This window comes from Burkholderia sp. LK4 (assembly GCF_001043615.1).
GTDB classification, from domain to species: domain Bacteria; phylum Pseudomonadota; class Gammaproteobacteria; order Burkholderiales; family Burkholderiaceae; genus Burkholderia; species Burkholderia cepacia.
Genome location: NZ_LDUL01000074.1, coordinates 119838 through 135650 on the forward strand (window position 1 = coordinate 119838; position 15813 = coordinate 135650).

Consider the following 15813-nt stretch of genomic DNA (forward strand, 5'->3'; position numbering starts at 1 on the left):
GGCAGCCGTCCGGCCGTTCGTCGCCTGCGCCTTCTTCGCGTCACGTTGACCTTCCGGGCGGGCGGCGCCGAAGACCGGGAAACGCGCTTCATCAAAGATCGTCGTTCGACGACAACCACCCGGCTTCATATGCACCCAGTGCACGTGCCGGATAAAACCATCGCAGCGGCGCATCGTCGATCTGCAATGGCGGGCGAAGCCGCGATGCCGGCCCCCATGATGTGAGCTCGACGTGGTCCGCCCGATCTCGCTGACCGTCGGCGGCCAGTTCGACCACCTCGCTCATCGGCTCCGGGCGCAACTGCAAGACGGCCGCCGTGCGCGCCAGCGAGGCGCGGACCTCGGTACCGACACCCTGCATCATTCGCGTCGTCAGCCCGCGGATGGCGGCCGTCGCCATCAGGTAGCCCGTCGCATGGTCGATCGCCTGGACCGGCAGGTTCACCGGTTCATCGCTGCCCGTCACGCGCATGCCCGTCTCGGCGATTCCCGTGCTCATCTGAATGAGGCTGTCGAAGCCGCGCCGGCAACGCCACGCGCCGGTCCAGCCATAGGCGTCGAGCGACACGTCGATGAGCGCGGGACTCAGTTCGCGCCGTTGCGCGGCATCGAGCCCGAGGCGCGCGAGCGCGTCCGGCCGGTAACCGTGCACGACGATATCCGCGCGGCGCAGCAACTGCCTGAGCGTATCGAGATCCGCGGCATCCTTCAGGTTCAGCCGCGCACAGCGCTTGCCGAGGACGACTTCGGGCACCGTACCCGGCTCTTCCCAGCCGTACGGATCGATGCGCAGCACCTCGGCACCCAGGCCCGCGAGAAATCGTGTCGCCACGGGGCCGGCGAGAATGCGCGTCAGGTCGAGCACGCGAATGCCGCGCAGCGGCCGGTCGCTCGAAGGCCGCCACGCATGCGCGACGGCATCCGTCGCGGGATGAACGTGCAGCAACGGTTCGGTTGCGACCGCCTGCCCCTGCGGATGCCCGGCCCACTCCTGCGCCGAGTACATCGCCGCGGCACACCCGCCGCGCTCGACGATCGCCGCCTCCAGCGCACCGGCATCCCAGCGACTCACCGCCTGCGCGACCGACTCCGCATCGGCGGCGCAGCCAAGTACCGACAACGCGGCCAGTCGATGATGCGGCGCGTTGGTGTGCAACCTGATCCAGCGATCGCGCGCCCGATAGTTGCCGGCCACCGGATCCCATTGAGGCGGCATCGTCCAGCCCTGCGGACGCAGCGACGTGCCGAACCACAGCGACGCCATGCGCCGGTCGACCTGTACCGCCGGCAACGTTCCTGCCGACGCATGCAGCAATTCGGCGACGGACGTCCCCGCCGCACCGATTGCCGCCGCGGCCATGTCGGTTACGCGAAACGCGGAGACCAGTTCTCCGGCGCCGCTGAAGCTGCACGACTCGAGGAACGCCGGAGAACCGCCGGCCGCCAGCCAGAACGTCCGCAGATGGCGCGACACCCGATCCTCGTCGGTCGTGGCCCGTTCCCGCGATATTCGGTCGACACGCATGTTCGCCTCGCATGAATTAGGTGACGCAAAGATCGTCTCGCTCGCATTTGCTGTCAACGTTGATTATCCTGATCAACCTGTCGAACGATTCACTCTGCGCACGATGTCGAACTACCTGAATTCGACCGACGCCGCGGCAAGGCTCGGCGTCTCGCGGCAAACGCTCTATGCGTACGTCAGCCGCGGCCTGCTTCGCGCGGAACCCGGCGGCAGCCACCGTGAAAGCCGCTACCTCGCGGCCGACGTCGACCGGCTCGCGGATCAACGCGCACGAGGCCGCAAGCCGAAGGAAGTGGCAAAGGCCGCGCTGAACTGGGGCGCCCCGGTGCTCGAATCGAGCATCACGTTGATCGACGGCGGCCGGCTTTTCTATCGCGGTATGGATGCGCTCGATCTCGCGAGCCGGGCGAGCCTCGAGGAAGTCGCGGCGCTGCTATGGCGAAACGACGAGCAGACCGCTTTCGGCCGCCAGGCCCCTGCAACGCCCGCGGTACTGCGAACGCTCTTCAGACACTACGGCGACCAACGTGCCGAGCAGGCACTGCTGCCGCTCTTCACCGTCGCGAGCGAGGACGCGCCGACGGCGATCTGGCAGCAATCGTCGGATCGTCACGCACAGGGCTGCGGCGACCTCGTGCGGATTCTGGCGGCATGCCTGCTGCGCACCCGGATCGATACGGCCCCCATCCACGTGCAATGCGCGCGGGCGTGGGGCGTCGGGCCCGCGGGCGCGGAGCTGATCAGGGCGGCGCTCGTGCTGTGCGCGGATCACGAACTGAACGCGTCGAGCTTCACGGGCCGGTGCATTGCGTCGACGAACGCGAGCCTGCGGGCCGTCGTGGTCGGCGGCCTGGCCGGCCTGTCGGGCGAACGTCACGGCGCCACCACGGCGCGCGGCGAAGCACTGTGGGACGAAATCGGCAATAAGGATGTCGAACGGAAAATGAGCGAGCGTCTCGCCCGGGGCGACGGCTTGCCGGGCTTCGGGCATTCGCTCTATCCCGACGGCGACGTGCGCGCGACGTATCTGTTGTCGCGGATCCTGCCGCGCCATCCTCAATGGAACAGGATGCTCGATGCAGGGAGCGCGCTCACCGGCCAGAAGCCCTCCGTGGATCTCGCGCTGGTGGCACTGCGCAGACATTTGCGGCTTCCCGTCGGTGCCGCATTCGGCCTGTTCGCACTGGGCCGCTCGATCGGCTGGATCGCGCACGGGCTGGAGCAGCGCGCGCAATCCGATCTCATCCGGCCGCGTGCGGTTTATACAGGAACATGGCCGGTTGGCACCGGTGTCGAGCCGGATCGCGCGCGATCCCGCGGACGATCGGGAAAGCAGCGAGCGACGCCGCACAGTGCTGCTCCGGCAGACGACATGCTTTCCGCATTCTTCAGGAATCGCTAGCTTTTCGCTCGATGACGCCGGCACGCAACATCGGTGACACGCGAATGCCTCGCCGGAGGACGAAGGCAGCCACCCGCCGAGTTTTCGCGGATGTCGCCAACGGATCGGCAAGGGCCTTCCGCGGAATTCCCCGACGGCCTTTTGCCGAATCCAACGGATGCAAACGGCAATCGGCACACCGCGCATCGAGCCGAGCCGACAACGTGCGCGCGCCGCGCCGCCGGCACGCGCGCACCCGGCATGCCTGCTTACTTCAGCGCCCCCGCCACCTTCTTCTGCCGCCACAGACACAGCAGGTCACACGCGACATGCGCGGCCGCGATCGCCGTGATGTCCGCGTGGTCGTACGCAGGTGCCACCTCGACCACATCCGCACCGACCAGGTCGATCGCGCCGAGCGCGCGCACGATCGCGAGGGCCTGTGCCGACGACAGCCCGCCCGCGACCGGCGTGCCGGTGCCGGGCGCGAACGCCGGATCGAGGCAATCGATGTCGAACGTCAGGTACGCGGGCCGCGCGCCGACGATGTCGACGATCCGCTCGACCGCCGCGCGCGCACCGTGGTCGTGCACCCACGCGGCATCGAGCCGCTCGATCCCGAGAAAATCATCGTTCCACGTCCGGATGCCGACCTGCACCGACGTCGCGGGATCGATCAGCCCTTCCTTCACGGCCTTGTAGAACATCGTCCCGTGATTGAGGCTGTCCGGATCGTCGTCGGCCCACGTATCGCAGTGCGCGTCGAAATGGATCAGCGACAGCGGCTTGCCGTAGCGCTCCGCGTGCGCGACCAGCAGCGGATACGTGATGTAGTGGTCGCCGCCGAGCGTCAGCATCTTCGCGCCCGAGCGCAGGATCGTGCGCGCATGCTCGACGATCGCGGGCTTGATCGACAGCGGGTTGTGCGCGTCGAACCAGCAGTCGCCGTAGTCGACGGCCGCGAGATCGTCGAACGGGTTGAAACCCCACGGATACGGGTGAAGCTCCGCGAGCTGCACGCTCGCCGCGCGAATCGCGGCCGGGCCGAGCCGCGCGCCGGAGCGATAGGTCGTCGCGAGGTCGAGCGGCACGCCGGAGATCGCGACGTCGACCCCGTCGAGCGCGCGCGAATAGTTGCGGCGCATGAACGACAGCACGCCCGCATAGGTGTTTTCGATCGACGAGCCGTACGGCGTCGTGCGACGGATCGCGCCGTCGCCATGGAGAAGTTCGGTCATGGTCGGACCATTTTTCGTGGGGGCCGGCCCGCGCCGCGTTGCATCGGCGCGCGGAGCGGGCACGGCATGGATTCATCGGGCACGCACCGGCTTGCGCATCCTGTCACGCGGCCGGGCGGAACAACGACAACGGCAATACCGCGGCGATCATAACAAGCCGAATCGATGTCGTTGCCCCGGTTCGACCGGGGCAACACGTCGAAGAAACCGGGCGAAGACGTTCGCCCGTCGTGCGCGCGGCAACGCCGGACCGCCACGGCTGCGGCCAAGCGCCTTTGCGTACCCTGCCTGCCGCGTCCTAGAAGGATTCGCCGGTTTTCCCGCGCCCGTTCTTCCGGATAATGGCCGACAGCCGCGCCCTCGACCGTGCGCCGTCCACCGCAGACAACAACAAACCGGAGACACCCGCCTTGATCGCCACGCTTCCCGCCACCTACCGCCGGCTCTGGCCGCTCGCCGTCGTCGCCGCGCTGCTGTACGGGCTGTCGCTCGCTGCCGCCCCCTATCCCGGCCAGGCCGCCGCGAAAGCCGCGATGGGCATCCTGCTGCTCGCGGCGGGCAGCACCTGCGGCGCGGCGCGCGAACGCGCGTGGCTGTGCGCGGCGCTCGTGACCGCCGTGCTCGGCGACGTGCTGCTCGCGCTGCCCGACTGGCCGCTGTCCTTCGTCCTCGGCCTCGGCGCGTTCCTGCTTACGCACCTGTGCTATTGCGCGATCTTCATGCGCTGGCGCGCACGGCCGCACGGCTGGCGCGTCGTCGCGCTCGTCGGGCTGTGGATCGCCGCCCCGGCGTTCTACGTGGCGTTCTTCCCGCACCTCGGCGAGCTGCTCGCGCCCGTCGCCGTCTACATGCTCGTGCTCTGCGTGATGGCGAGCTTCGCGCTCGCGGCCCGCACGCGCGGCCCGCTGGTGGCCGTCGGCAGCCTGATCTTCGTCGGCTCCGATACGCTGATCGGCGTCGGCCGTTTCCTCGGCGGCTTTCCCGGCATCGAGTACCTGATCTGGGGCCTCTACGCGCTCGCGCAGGTCACGATCGTGGCCGGGGTTTTCCATGAGACGGCCGCCCAACCGATCCGTCCCTGATACCGTTTCAAACAGACCGCCGCATGCCGGCGGTCTCGTCCGCTCCCTCTCTTGCCCTGCCGACGGCCCTTTCCGCGCATTCCGCGATGCGGGAACCGGCCCGTTCCAAACCCCGCTCAGCCTTTTCCAGCCTGGCCTCCGGCCCTTAGAGCGCCGCTTCTAGCCTCTTGCGGTTTCCAGGTTCACCCACTATCGTTACATCAAACAATGTAACATTCGGAAATGAGCCAAATCGGAGACACCCGGATGAATGCTCGCACGTTGCCTTTCGGTCCGCCCGGCCACGACGGCCTGGACGAAACCATCGACATCGCCATCATCGGCACCGGCTTCGCCGGCCTCGGGATGGCGATCCGCCTGCGGCAAACAGGCGTGACCGACTTCGTCGTCCTCGAGAAGGCCGCGTCGGTCGGCGGCACGTGGCGCGACAATCATTACCCCGGGTGTGCATGCGACGTGCAATCGCACGTCTATTCGTTCTCGTTCGCGCCGAACCCGCGCTGGACGCGCATGTTCGCGCCGCAACCCGAGATCCGCGCCTACCTGGAAGACTGCGTGCAGCGCTTCGGGATCGGCGCGCACCTGCGCCTGAACCACGAACTGCAGCGCGCCGAGTACGACGACGCCGCGCAACGCTGGCGCCTCACGTTCGCGAACGGCAAGCGGCTGTCGGCACGCGTGCTGGTGTCCGGGATGGGCGGCCTGTCGCGCGCCGCGCTGCCGTCGATTCCCGGCGTCGAGAACTTCAAGGGTCGCGCGTTCCACTCGCAGCACTGGGATCACGACTATGCGCTCGAAGGCAAGCGCGTCGCGGTGATCGGCACCGGCGCGAGCGCCATCCAGTTCGTGCCGCAGATCGCGCCACGCGTGAAGGCACTCGCGCTGTTCCAGCGCACGCCGCCGTGGATCATGCCGAAGCCAGACCGCAACCTGACCGGGTTCGAGAAGTGGCTGTTCCGTACGCTGCCGTTCACGCAGAAGGCCGTGCGCAGCGGCATCTACTGGATGCTCGAATCGCGCGTGCTCGGCTTCGCGATCCATCCGTCGCTGATGAAGAACGTGCAGAAGCTCGCGCTGCGCCACATCCGCAAGCAGATTCCCGATCCGGAACTGCGCAAGACCGTCACGCCGAACTACACGCTCGGCTGCAAGCGCGTGCTGATCTCGAACGACTACTACCCGGCGCTGTCACGCAAGAACGTCGACGTGATCACGACCGGCATCGACCACATCGAAGCCGACGCGGTCGTGACGACCGACGGCCGCCGCCATGAAGTCGACTGCCTGATCTACGGCACCGGCTTCCAGGTGGCCGATCCGTTTCCGCGCGGCGCGATCATCGGCCGCGGCGGGCTCGACATCGTCGACGCATGGCGCGACGGCGCGCACGCGTATCTCGGCTCGACGCTGCCCGGCTACCCGAACTTCTTCATGATCGTCGGCCCGAACACGGGCCTCGGCCACAACTCGATGGTGTTCATGATCGAGTCGCAGATCGAGTACATCCTCGGCGCGTTGCAGGCGATGCGTCGCGAACGCGCGGATGCGATCGAGGTGCGCCCGCTCGTCGAGGCGCAATTCAACAGCGACCTGCAGGGCAAGCTGAAGAAAGCGATCTGGTCGACGGGCGGCTGCAAGAGCTGGTACCTCGATCCGCGCACCGGCAAGAACACCACGCTGTGGCCGGGCTTCACGTGGCGCTTCCGCCAGGCGACCGCCCATTTCTCGATCGCCGATTACCACGCGTATCGCGCGCCGCAACTCGACACCACGGCGCAGCCCGCCGCCGCGCCGGCCGCTGCTGCTTCGACTTCGACTTCCGCCGAAGCGGCCTGAGCCAGACAAGGAGCAACCGACATGAGAGATTTCGCCAACAAGGTCGCCGCGATCACGGGTGCCGGCTCGGGCATGGGCCGCTCGCTCGCGATCCAGCTCGCACAGGCAGGCTGCCACGTGTCGCTCGCCGACAAGAACAGCGTGGGCCTCGCCGAAACCGAACGGATCGTCCGCACGATCGCACCGAACGTGCGGGTCTCGACGCGCGTGCTCGACGTCGGCGAGCGCGATGCGATGTTCGCGTGGGCCGACGACACCGCGAAAGAACACGGCAAGGTCAACCTGATCTTCAACAACGCGGGCGTCGCGCTGTCGAGCACGATCGAAGGGATGGACTACAACGATCTCGAGTGGATCGTGAACATCAATTTCTGGGGTGTCGTGCACGGCACGAAGGCATTCCTGCCGTACCTGAAGGCATCGGGCGACGGCCACGTGATCAACACGTCGAGCCTGTTCGGGATCTTCGCGCAACCGGGCATGAGCGGCTACAACGCGACCAAGTTCGCGGTGCGCGGCTTCACCGAATCGCTGCGCCAGGAACTCGACATGATGAAGTGCGGCGTCTCGGCGACCTGCGTGCATCCGGGCGGCATCCGCACGAACATCGCGCAGGCGAGCCGCGTGTCGAAGAACATGGTCGGCTTCATGGTCGCGAGCGAGCAGCAAGGCCGCGACACGTTCGAGAAGTTCTTCATCACGACCGCCGACGATGCCGCGCGCACGATCCTCGCGGGCGTGCGCAAGAACAAGCGCCGCGTGCTGATCGGCCGCGACGCGAAGGCCGGCGACTGGATGGCGCGCGTGCTGCCGTCCGCGTACCAGGCGCTCGTCGTGTTCGCGACGCGCCGCGAGGCCGCCCGCGCGCGCCGTGACGCCGCCCGCGGCACGCCGGCACCCGCGCCGCTGCACGCCACCTACAACAATGCAGGCAATCAGGGAGGAGAACAATCATGACGACCCCGAACATGATGCCGGTGCGGCGCGACATCCGTTTCGCGCTGCCGCCGGAACGCGCGAAGGACTGGCATGTACAGGGCGTACCGGTCACGCACTTCATGAACGCGCTGTCGCTGCTGTTCCCGGCCGGCGAACGCTTCTTCATGGACTCGGTGCGCAACTATCGCGACCGGATCGAGGATCCCGAACTGAAGAAGCAGGTACTCGGCTTCATCGGCCAGGAAGCGATGCACACACGCGAGCACATCGAATACAACGACCTGCTGCAGTCGTCCGGCCTGCCCGCGCACAAGCTCGACAAGCGCCTGTGGACGATCCTCGGCTGGTTCAAGAAGGTGCTGCCGCATTCGATGCAGCTCGCGATCACGATCGCGCTCGAGCACTACACGGCGATCCTCGCGAACCAGTTGCTGTCGGGTCACGAGCACCGGATCGACGGCTCGGTCGAAGGCTACCAGCAGATGTGGATGTGGCATGCGATGGAGGAAACCGAGCACAAGGCCGTGTCGTACGACGTATGGACCACCGTGATGAAGCCGGGCCTCGGCAGCTACCTGCTGCGCACGGGCACGATGCTGACGACGACCGTGTTCTTCTGGACGATCGTGTTCGACTTCCACGTGCGCCTGATGCGCGCACACCGTCGCGAACACGGCAAGTTCGGCGGCATGTGGCGGCTCGTGAAGTACCTGTACGGCCCGAAACACGGCGTGTTCCCGAGCATCGCGCGCGAATGGCTCGACTACTTCCGCCCCGGCTTCCACCCGTGGGACCACGACAACCACCAGTACCTGCAGGGGCTCGACACGCTGCTCGAGAACATCGACGCGACCAACGCGCGGTACGCCGCGCAAGCCGCCCCGCGCCGCGTGCCGCTGCACCCGGTTGCGCAGGCATGACGCCATGGCGCGCGCCCACGAGATGCTGACCGTCCAGTCCGGCGACGTGAAACTCGCCGTCTACGTGAGCGGGTCGCGTCGCGCCCCGCCGCTGATCCTCGTGCACGGCTACCCCGATTCGGCGGCCGTGTGGGCGCCGATCCGCGCGCGGCTGGCGAAGCGCTACCGCGTGATCGCGTACGACGTGCGCGGCGCTGGCGCGTCCGATGCGCCGCGCCGCCGCGCCGACTACACGCTCGAACGGCTCGCCGGCGACCTGAAGGCCGTGGCCGACGCGACCTGCGGCGGCCGGCCGTTCCATCTCGTCGGCCACGACTGGGGCTCGATCCAGTGCTGGGAGGCCGTGACCGACCCCGCGTTCCGCGGCCGGATCGCGTCGTACACGTCGATCTCGGGCCCCTGCCTCGATCACGTGTTCCGCGCGAAGATGCGGCTCAAGCAGAGCCTGAAGTCGTGGTACATCGCGTTCTTCCACCTGCCGGTCGTGCCGTCGCTGGTGTGGCGGCTCGGCGGCGCGGCGCTGTGGCCGCGCTGGCTGCAGATCACCGAACGCGTGCGCGCCGAGCGCGATCCCGTGCAACTGAAGAATGCGCTGAACGGCATGCAGCTTTACCGCGCGAACTTCCTTGCGCGGGCGCGCAAACCGCGTGAACGGTATGCGCAGGCGCCGGTGCAGATCCTCGTGCCGGTGCGCGACCGCTACGTGACGCCCGAAATGTCGATCGACCTCGACCGCTGGCTCGGCGACCACGTGCGCGAGGAAATCGACGGCAGCCACTGGGTCGTGCTGCGCCACCCCGACATCATCGCGTCGCGGATCGACCGCTTCGCGTCCGCGCAGGAGCGGCCGGCCGTCGCGAACGCCGCGGTTCAACGGCCCGTCGGCGCCGGCAGGCGTCTGAACAGCGTCTCGTAGTCGATCACGAGCCCGTCTTCGTCGATGTCCATCTCGGCGGTGAAATTCCGGAAGATGCCAAACCAGGCTGGCGGCGACACGCGGACGAGAGTGCAGGCGTGTACCACGCTTCGAGTTCTTGACTCACCGAGTAGTGCTTGCTGGCTTCCCCCCAAGCGCCGTGGTTCAACCAAATCTCAATCGGACCAGACATCGCCTGATTCGCCTTGAAGAACGGGGGCAGGTTTACTTCTGGCGCAACAGCATGCCGAAGGCTGATACGATCCGCACATCCCCGATGACTCCAGTAGCTTGGGTGTGTCGCCACATTGGATTCATGGCCCGACTTCCTCGACTCGATTTGCCCAGCATTCCTCAGCACATCGTGCAGCGGGGTAACAATCGCCTCCCCTGCTTTCTCGATGACGCCGACCGGCAGCGTTATCTGCATCTGCTCCGCGATGCGTTGCTGCACACGGGTAGCCTTCTTCACGCCTACGTGCTCATGGACAATCACGTTCACCTCTTGCTGACACCACCCGATACCGGCGTGACCGCGCAACTGATGCAGAAGCTTGGGCGTCAGTACGTCGGTCAATTCAAAGCAAAACCGCAGAGCCGGTCGTTATCGGGAGGGAACTGAGGTTCTGAATATGTCAGTATGACCAGTTGAGGCAGCGCCATCACCGGCATGATCAGCAGTACGATGACCAGGTCCACCCAGATCGTCAGCGGAAGCCACCAGCGGCGCTTCGTATCGGTGAAGGATTCCAGCACCCAGCGCCCCCCGCAACGCTGTAGAACATCACGCCAAGTACGAGGCGGCGATTCAATCGTGGGGGCCGGAAGGCCTGTGTCTCCTGCCATGTAGCGCTGCAGCCATACCCATGTTGAGGCATTGCTATATCCAATGCGTAAGCCAATGATTGGAATTCGGACGAGTTCTTCACCTGTCAGATTTGACGGATATCCCACTAGATAGAGATAGCCTTGCCCCCTGCCGTGATAATAGTCGATAGCAAGTAAATCATCCCAATCAAGCACCCAAAGCATGCCTTGCCCATCGTCACTGTATGACACGTAGTAAACTTTTCGCTCTCGCCGCTCAATTCTCACACGAGATGACCGACAACGATATCTCGCCCCCAGCATCCGAGAAGACAAAATTCCAACAATATAAGAAATCGGCAAAAACAAAAAAAACAAATATCCGTCACCTCCACCAAAAATCAAGACCAAAAAAATAACCAATACCACATAAACAACCAAAGACCAAATTATGATTTCAAAAGTGCTATTGTCACGCTGCATAGTATCAGACGTGATCTCGACACAATGACCACTTTGACGCAAGATGGAAATACTAGCTTTAGCGGAACCATCAATTTCACGCGGCAGCAGATCACACGCGGACCGAAACGAGTTCCAGCGCGCCTGAATTTCAGATAACTTTGGCAACCGCCGTGCCCTCGACGCAGCCATTATTGTGGCTCCTTCACCGGATCGAGCAAGCTAGGCGAAATAGGCTCGGTTAGCCAGGTTCCCCGGGTAAATATCAAAGGTTGGCGTTGCGGCAATAATGCTAATTCAGGTTGACCGCCCGGATCCGGACGGTAGCAGTAGTCCAACTCGACTTTTGCATCAGCACGCATGGTAATGCGCCACGTCAGTACGCGAGCCCCGTTCTGTGTGACATCAGTACCTGTAAACATAAACGCATCATCGTAGGGAAATCGATAGTCCAGAGGCACGAAAAGCGGTCCGTCAACCTGCTTCAAGGACTTACCGTTGCGATGTACGCGCAAGCTGTGAAGGAATGGAGCGAAAATTTCAAGATCTTGCGTAGAGACCTTTTCGCTATCATTCGGATAGCCGGGCAATACGATCGAAAGAATCAGAGTACCGACGCCGTCGGCGGTTATCTCTTGATGAAGCGCCTTGGCGTCTTGCCACATCCCATAGAAGGGGACAAAAGAGCGCCAAGCTAAATTGCTAAGCGTGAGTGGCACAGCACTCTTCGGATCTTCCCACTCCGCAACCACACGAGCTCCATAGACCGCCCCATGGAAGGCCGCCAATTCTTCCTGAAGGGTTCGAAAACGGTAACGAGCATCACCCCGGCTCCAGAAGCTGTGTGCAAGCCATACTTCATCGGGCTGGAACTTTGCAGCTAACGCTCGATAGGAAAAGTAGACGACCGCTCCTGTCGCTAGGGCGGCAAGAATTAGCCAACCTACTGGTCCCGCGATGCCCAATCCACCCACGACTGCCGTCACAGATGTCGTGCTGAAAAACATACTGGCCGCGGCAAGTGCGCCGAAACCCGCTGAAGCCAGATATATTCGTCCAGCTTCATTATTCTGGGCAGCGCCGAATGCCCGCGCGGACCGTACGACATCAGCTACAGCGCCTAGTGCAGCTGCTCCCGCACCGAAACGGGTAGCCACTGTTCGCGCCGCTAGTGCGCCGCCGAGTCTCGACGCTTTTAGTGTTGCCCCACTCGCCAGTAAACGGAGTTGTAGCAAGTCGCCTTTTATGTAGTAGCCTGCACTAATGACTGCAGATATTGCAGACAGAAACGTAGCAGCGGACATGGTTCTTGATTGCAAATCCTTTGACAAAAATCCATCCTGCATAAGATCACTCGTTGACGCTCGCAAGGCCATTACCGCAGACACCGCGGCCAATCCGGTGATCGCATACTCCCCGCCAACGATACCTCGCTGGGCAGTAGCATAACCGTGACTTGCCTGCATTTTCTTTAGCATGCGCTGGAACACGTTACCCTCCAGCTTGAACTTCTCCTCCGCACCTGCGGGAGACGGACTGATGTAGTCTTTGCCAGCCCCCTTGGAGACCACCTCGAACAGCGTCACCTTGGCCGACAGGTTGCGCAACGGCCTCGCGAGGGTAATACCCCATTTTCTCAGTTGCTTTTGGCTCATGATCTGTTCGCCACGGAACTGAGAATATTGCTTTGTGGCTTCGGCACTGCTAACTCGGTATGTGACCAGGGTTTCGCCCACGCGAATTTCCGCAAATAGACGCAGGCGCCGTGTAATCACATCCGCCTTGGGATCAGGCAAGGCCTTATCAGCGAGCAGCGGCATCATCAAATTGACTAGTGTGCCGGAATACGGCGTTGCCGGTCGATCGATATTGAACTGAAAGATTGGCGCAAATCCTGCAACACCTATATCAAGCACATTCTTTAGCAGATCGGGATTGGCGAAACGCTGGTGAAGTTCAGGTATACCATGCGCCAAAGAAAGCCATACTGGGCTCTTTTCAGGGGCCGCCAAGAGGAGGTCCTTGTACACAGCGCGGCCAGCTTCACTATGAGTAAGATCGCCCACGCATAGCGTGACGACACGCTCATAGTCTTGCGCGTTTTCTTTTGCGCCTAAATCGAAACAAGCAAAAACTTTGCTTAACCAATCATCGTGCCAATCCTTGCCCATTGCACTGCCGGCCGTTCTGACCCAACGCTCAAGATCGCTCACTCGCTTCTCTATATCGGCTTGCTTTTTCTTTATCGTGCGCTCATATGAAAACATGAACGGTATGGCATTCCCATAAGCTCGATCTGCATTTTCGCTCTCGTAGTAGCGAACGAGTTTTTGACGCTTTGCATAAAACTCAGAATCTGCATTCTTCTGAATATTCTGCAAATACAGTTTTACGATGGTAGCGCTGGTATAAGCATGATTATTGTCGGCCTCGTATACTTGCCGTTCGGCCGCAGCAACTGCGGCGAGATGTCCTAGCTCACTGGTGATGCCAATCGGATCGTGCAGCGCCACCGCTAAAGGAACGACGCCCTTTGTCGGAGCAAGCGCCATATGGGCGCCCGTAATCACCACGTCGTAGGTCGCATACTTTTCTGGCGCGGTTATTTCGCTCCATTTGTAGTACCCCGACTTCCCATTCAATGTCGGTCTTACGAGCTCCGGTGCGGCGGATGCGATCAGTGCGATATTAAATGCGTGCGTTTGTTCGACACCACCGGATGGCCTGACCTTTGTCGCCAGCTTGGTGCGGACGCCACCTTTATCAATCTCGATATTCCACAGCCTTGCGTGGGTTAGCATCGTTTCGCTAACCATCAGATAGACGATCTCTGCGGTTTTGCTCTCCGGGGCAAGTAGAAAGGGTTTGGCACCGGCCATATCGGGGCGTGCGAGCCGACCCGGGGTGGCGTCGTTGTCATCGGCGCGAGTCCACCAAATACGAGCAAAGCGCATGTCGTCGGTGACTTGGTAGTGCTGCGTCCACATGCGGCCGTTCTCGAAATAGCAGAGGTAGACGTAGGTGCCTGGACGCAGCACGCGCAAGCCGTAGGCCTTGCCCCCTTTGAGCGCGGGATAGCCCTCAGTGCTGAGCGTCGAAAACACTTTGCTGTCTAGAGCGCTATCGGCAATGCCATAGCGCAACGGGTAGATAGGCACGCCCCGCTCGCACGGCGGCGCCGAGGCGGCTTGGCGGATTTTCTTCTCGCCGGGACGATCCGGACCCAGGGCTTTTTTAGAATTGGTTGCCATGTCGTTTCCTTCAGGATGTCGCGGCGGCCCGCGTTGCCAATCGCGCCTCGGCGTCGAACAACCGCTGCTTTCCCTTCACCTGCCGCTGGAGCAAGATGTCACGCAAGGTGGCGTCCTTGGCAAAGAAATCATGCGGGTACTCGAAACGCAGTTCCATGTAGTGGCGCACGTCCCGTTCCGTAGTGAGCGACAGTTGATCAGTCGCTTCGTTGGCGAAGTGGTTCAGATGCTGCCATAGCACCGGTTCGTTATCCGGATGGTCGTAGGCCGGAAAGCGTTGACGGAACTCGCGCGCACAGTCGCGCATGAACCATGCGAGACTGGCCTGATCGAGCGCGGCCTCGTCGTCCAAGGACAAGGCGATAGGCTCATTGGTTACCGACGCAGGACGGCCAGTCGAGGGGGAATCGGCAAACAACCATTCCCCCGTCCGCTCATCACCTGCGTACCAGATGAACCGCTGGATGGGACCGAACAGTTCGGACAGGCATTCGGTCGGCAAGGCTTCGCAGAGTTCTTCGAGCTGCCGTGCAGCATGCAGGCTGAAGCCGAGCGGAAATCCGTCGGATGCCGTCAACTGGCGCAATCGTTGGAGGTGAAGCACCAGGTTGTCGCCATCGTCGGGGCCCAGCAGGATCAGTCCGGCTTGTTGAGTTAGCCAGTGGTCGACGGCGTGGACATACACCGACTCATTGAGCGGCACTAGCAGTGGGCCTTGGCGATAGCCCGGGGAGCCGTACTCCCAGGCCGTGTTGCGCCAGACCCAGCGATAATCAAAGCCTTTGATGATCGCCTGCACTTCCTCTTCGAGCGTTTCGCTGTGCGCGCCGCTTAACCAAAGCCAGGGGCGCGGCCCCCGCTCCAGCGTCGCCCAGCTCGTACGAGGCAGTGTGTTCACCACCTGACGCGACCATTGGGGTTGATCGATCGTCGTATTCATCACGCTGCCCCCTTGCCGCAGGGACACGGCTTACGTGGGCAGGAACCATCGGCACGCATGGCGCAGGCGCGGTCCATACCTTGCCCTTTACGGGGCGCTGCAGGCAACGCGAGTGCGTTTTGCGCTCCCTCTCTGTTCTGGGTCATCGGCCCTTTCACACGAATCGCCACGCCTTCCAGCGTGATGCCGCCGTTGTCGATGCGCACGGTGCCACCGGGGCCTTTGACTTCCAGCAGCTCGGCGGCGTGGATTTCATAGACCTTGGTGCGATGTCGAATGGCCTGCCCGGCCTCCAGCTCGGCACGGCCTGCCACGCGCTGTTTCAGATGCCCGCCAATATCGACCGTGTGGTTGGCTGCGGTCTTGTCGCGACGATGATTGCCAACTTCCTCCGTGCGGTCCTTGGCCGTCGTAATGGTGTGGTTGCGACCAATGCTCAAGAAGTCGTCCTGCCCGATATCGTGGCGGCGATCCTGGCCGATGGTGACCTGCTCGTCGCGCCCCACGGTCTCTTTG

Annotated in this window: 13 protein-coding genes and 1 pseudogene; 7 read left to right on the forward strand and 7 right to left on the reverse strand. The window is 63.3% G+C overall.

Annotated features, from left to right (window positions below; genetic code table 11):
• Positions 1 to 91 precede the first annotated feature (91 nt).
• Positions 92 to 1525 (reverse strand): CoA transferase, encoded by a 1434-nt coding sequence (locus tag VK92_RS31980; protein ID WP_048022541.1) that lies wholly within the window; start codon positions 1523 to 1525, stop codon positions 92 to 94.
• A 103-nt stretch (positions 1526 to 1628) separates the two neighbouring features.
• Between VK92_RS31980 and VK92_RS31985 the strand changes: the two genes are divergently transcribed.
• Positions 1629 to 2927 (forward strand): citrate synthase family protein, encoded by a 1299-nt coding sequence (locus tag VK92_RS31985; protein ID WP_048022542.1) that lies wholly within the window; start codon positions 1629 to 1631, stop codon positions 2925 to 2927.
• Positions 2928 to 3175: 248 nt separating this feature from the next.
• On the opposite strand, the gene speB is transcribed toward VK92_RS31985, so the two are convergent.
• Positions 3176 to 4144, reverse strand: coding sequence for an agmatinase (gene speB, locus VK92_RS31990; protein WP_048022543.1), 969 nt, complete (start codon positions 4142 to 4144; stop codon positions 3176 to 3178).
• A 410-nt stretch (positions 4145 to 4554) separates the two neighbouring features.
• On the opposite strand from speB, the gene VK92_RS31995 reads away from it, so the two are divergent.
• The 5 genes from VK92_RS31995 (at position 4555) to VK92_RS32015 (ending at position 9837) form a co-directional block, all read left to right on the forward strand.
• Positions 4555 to 5226: a lysoplasmalogenase gene (locus VK92_RS31995; RefSeq protein ID WP_048022562.1), complete on the forward strand. Its 672-nt coding sequence runs from the start codon at positions 4555 to 4557 to the stop codon at positions 5224 to 5226.
• Positions 5227 to 5472: 246 nt separating this feature from the next.
• Positions 5473 to 7062 carry a flavin-containing monooxygenase gene (locus VK92_RS32000; RefSeq protein ID WP_048022544.1) on the forward strand — a complete coding sequence of 530 codons (1590 nt, stop codon included), beginning with the start codon at positions 5473 to 5475 and terminating at the stop codon, positions 7060 to 7062.
• Positions 7063 to 7083: 21 nt separating this feature from the next.
• On the forward strand, positions 7084 to 8019 hold the full coding sequence (locus VK92_RS32005) for an SDR family NAD(P)-dependent oxidoreductase (protein WP_048022545.1): 936 nt from the start codon (positions 7084 to 7086) through the stop codon (positions 8017 to 8019).
• Complete coding sequence (locus tag VK92_RS32010; protein WP_021156859.1) at positions 8016 to 8921, forward strand: metal-dependent hydrolase; 906 nt, start codon at positions 8016 to 8018, stop codon at positions 8919 to 8921. The genes VK92_RS32005 and VK92_RS32010 overlap by 4 nt, the downstream gene beginning before the upstream one ends.
• A gap of 4 nt (positions 8922 to 8925) precedes the next feature.
• Complete coding sequence (locus VK92_RS32015) at positions 8926 to 9837, forward strand: alpha/beta fold hydrolase (RefSeq protein ID WP_048022546.1); 912 nt, start codon at positions 8926 to 8928, stop codon at positions 9835 to 9837.
• Here the strand turns inward: VK92_RS32015 and VK92_RS43580 are convergent.
• Positions 9792 to 9896, reverse strand: a pseudogene (locus VK92_RS43580) (putative glycolipid-binding domain-containing protein); the annotation flags it as partial. The gene VK92_RS32015 and the pseudogene VK92_RS43580 sit on opposite strands and share 46 nt — an antisense overlap.
• A gap of 257 nt (positions 9897 to 10153) precedes the next feature.
• Here VK92_RS43580 and VK92_RS32020 point away from each other — a divergent pair.
• Positions 10154 to 10459 (forward strand): transposase, encoded by a 306-nt coding sequence (locus VK92_RS32020; RefSeq protein WP_081082680.1) that lies wholly within the window; start codon positions 10154 to 10156, stop codon positions 10457 to 10459.
• Here the strand turns inward: VK92_RS32020 and VK92_RS42145 are convergent.
• The 4 genes from VK92_RS42145 to VK92_RS42640 form a co-directional block, all read right to left on the reverse strand.
• The gene (locus VK92_RS42145; protein WP_131723260.1) at positions 10411 to 11298 is read right to left on the reverse strand and encodes a hypothetical protein; all 888 of its coding nucleotides are present in this window, start codon (positions 11296 to 11298) and stop codon (positions 10411 to 10413) included. The two genes, VK92_RS32020 and VK92_RS42145, sit on opposite strands and share 49 nt — an antisense overlap.
• On the reverse strand, positions 11298 to 14357 hold the full coding sequence (locus VK92_RS32025) for a toxin VasX (RefSeq protein WP_048028249.1): 3060 nt from the start codon (positions 14355 to 14357) through the stop codon (positions 11298 to 11300). The genes VK92_RS42145 and VK92_RS32025 overlap by 1 nt, the downstream gene beginning before the upstream one ends.
• A 10-nt stretch (positions 14358 to 14367) precedes the next feature.
• Positions 14368 to 15297: a hypothetical protein gene (locus VK92_RS32030; protein ID WP_131723261.1), complete on the reverse strand. Its 930-nt coding sequence runs from the start codon at positions 15295 to 15297 to the stop codon at positions 14368 to 14370.
• Positions 15297 to 15813 (reverse strand): bacteriophage T4 gp5 trimerisation domain-containing protein (locus tag VK92_RS42640; protein WP_048028251.1); only part of this gene is annotated, 517 nt, incomplete at its 5' end. The genes VK92_RS32030 and VK92_RS42640, both read right to left, overlap by 1 nt.

Coding starts and splice junctions, on each gene's coding strand:
- VK92_RS32005 (WP_048022545.1), top strand. CDS start 7,084: ATGAGAGATTTCGCCAACAAGGTCGCCGCGATCACGGGTGCCGGCTCG.
- VK92_RS32010 (WP_021156859.1), top strand. CDS start 8,016: ATGACGACCCCGAACATGATGCCGGTGCGGCGCGACATCCGTTTCGCG.
- speB (WP_048022543.1), bottom strand. CDS start 4,144: ATGACCGAACTTCTCCATGGCGACGGCGCGATCCGTCGCACGACGCCG.
- VK92_RS31985 (WP_048022542.1), top strand. CDS start 1,629: ATGTCGAACTACCTGAATTCGACCGACGCCGCGGCAAGGCTCGGCGTC.
- VK92_RS42145 (WP_131723260.1), bottom strand. CDS start 11,298: ATGGCTGCGTCGAGGGCACGGCGGTTGCCAAAGTTATCTGAAATTCAG.
- VK92_RS32000 (WP_048022544.1), top strand. CDS start 5,473: ATGAATGCTCGCACGTTGCCTTTCGGTCCGCCCGGCCACGACGGCCTG.
- VK92_RS32015 (WP_048022546.1), top strand. CDS start 8,926: ATGGCGCGCGCCCACGAGATGCTGACCGTCCAGTCCGGCGACGTGAAA.
- VK92_RS31980 (WP_048022541.1), bottom strand. CDS start 1,525: ATGCGTGTCGACCGAATATCGCGGGAACGGGCCACGACCGACGAGGAT.
- VK92_RS32030 (WP_131723261.1), bottom strand. CDS start 15,297: ATGAATACGACGATCGATCAACCCCAATGGTCGCGTCAGGTGGTGAAC.
- VK92_RS32020 (WP_081082680.1), top strand. CDS start 10,154: ATGGCCCGACTTCCTCGACTCGATTTGCCCAGCATTCCTCAGCACATC.
- VK92_RS32025 (WP_048028249.1), bottom strand. CDS start 14,357: ATGGCAACCAATTCTAAAAAAGCCCTGGGTCCGGATCGTCCCGGCGAG.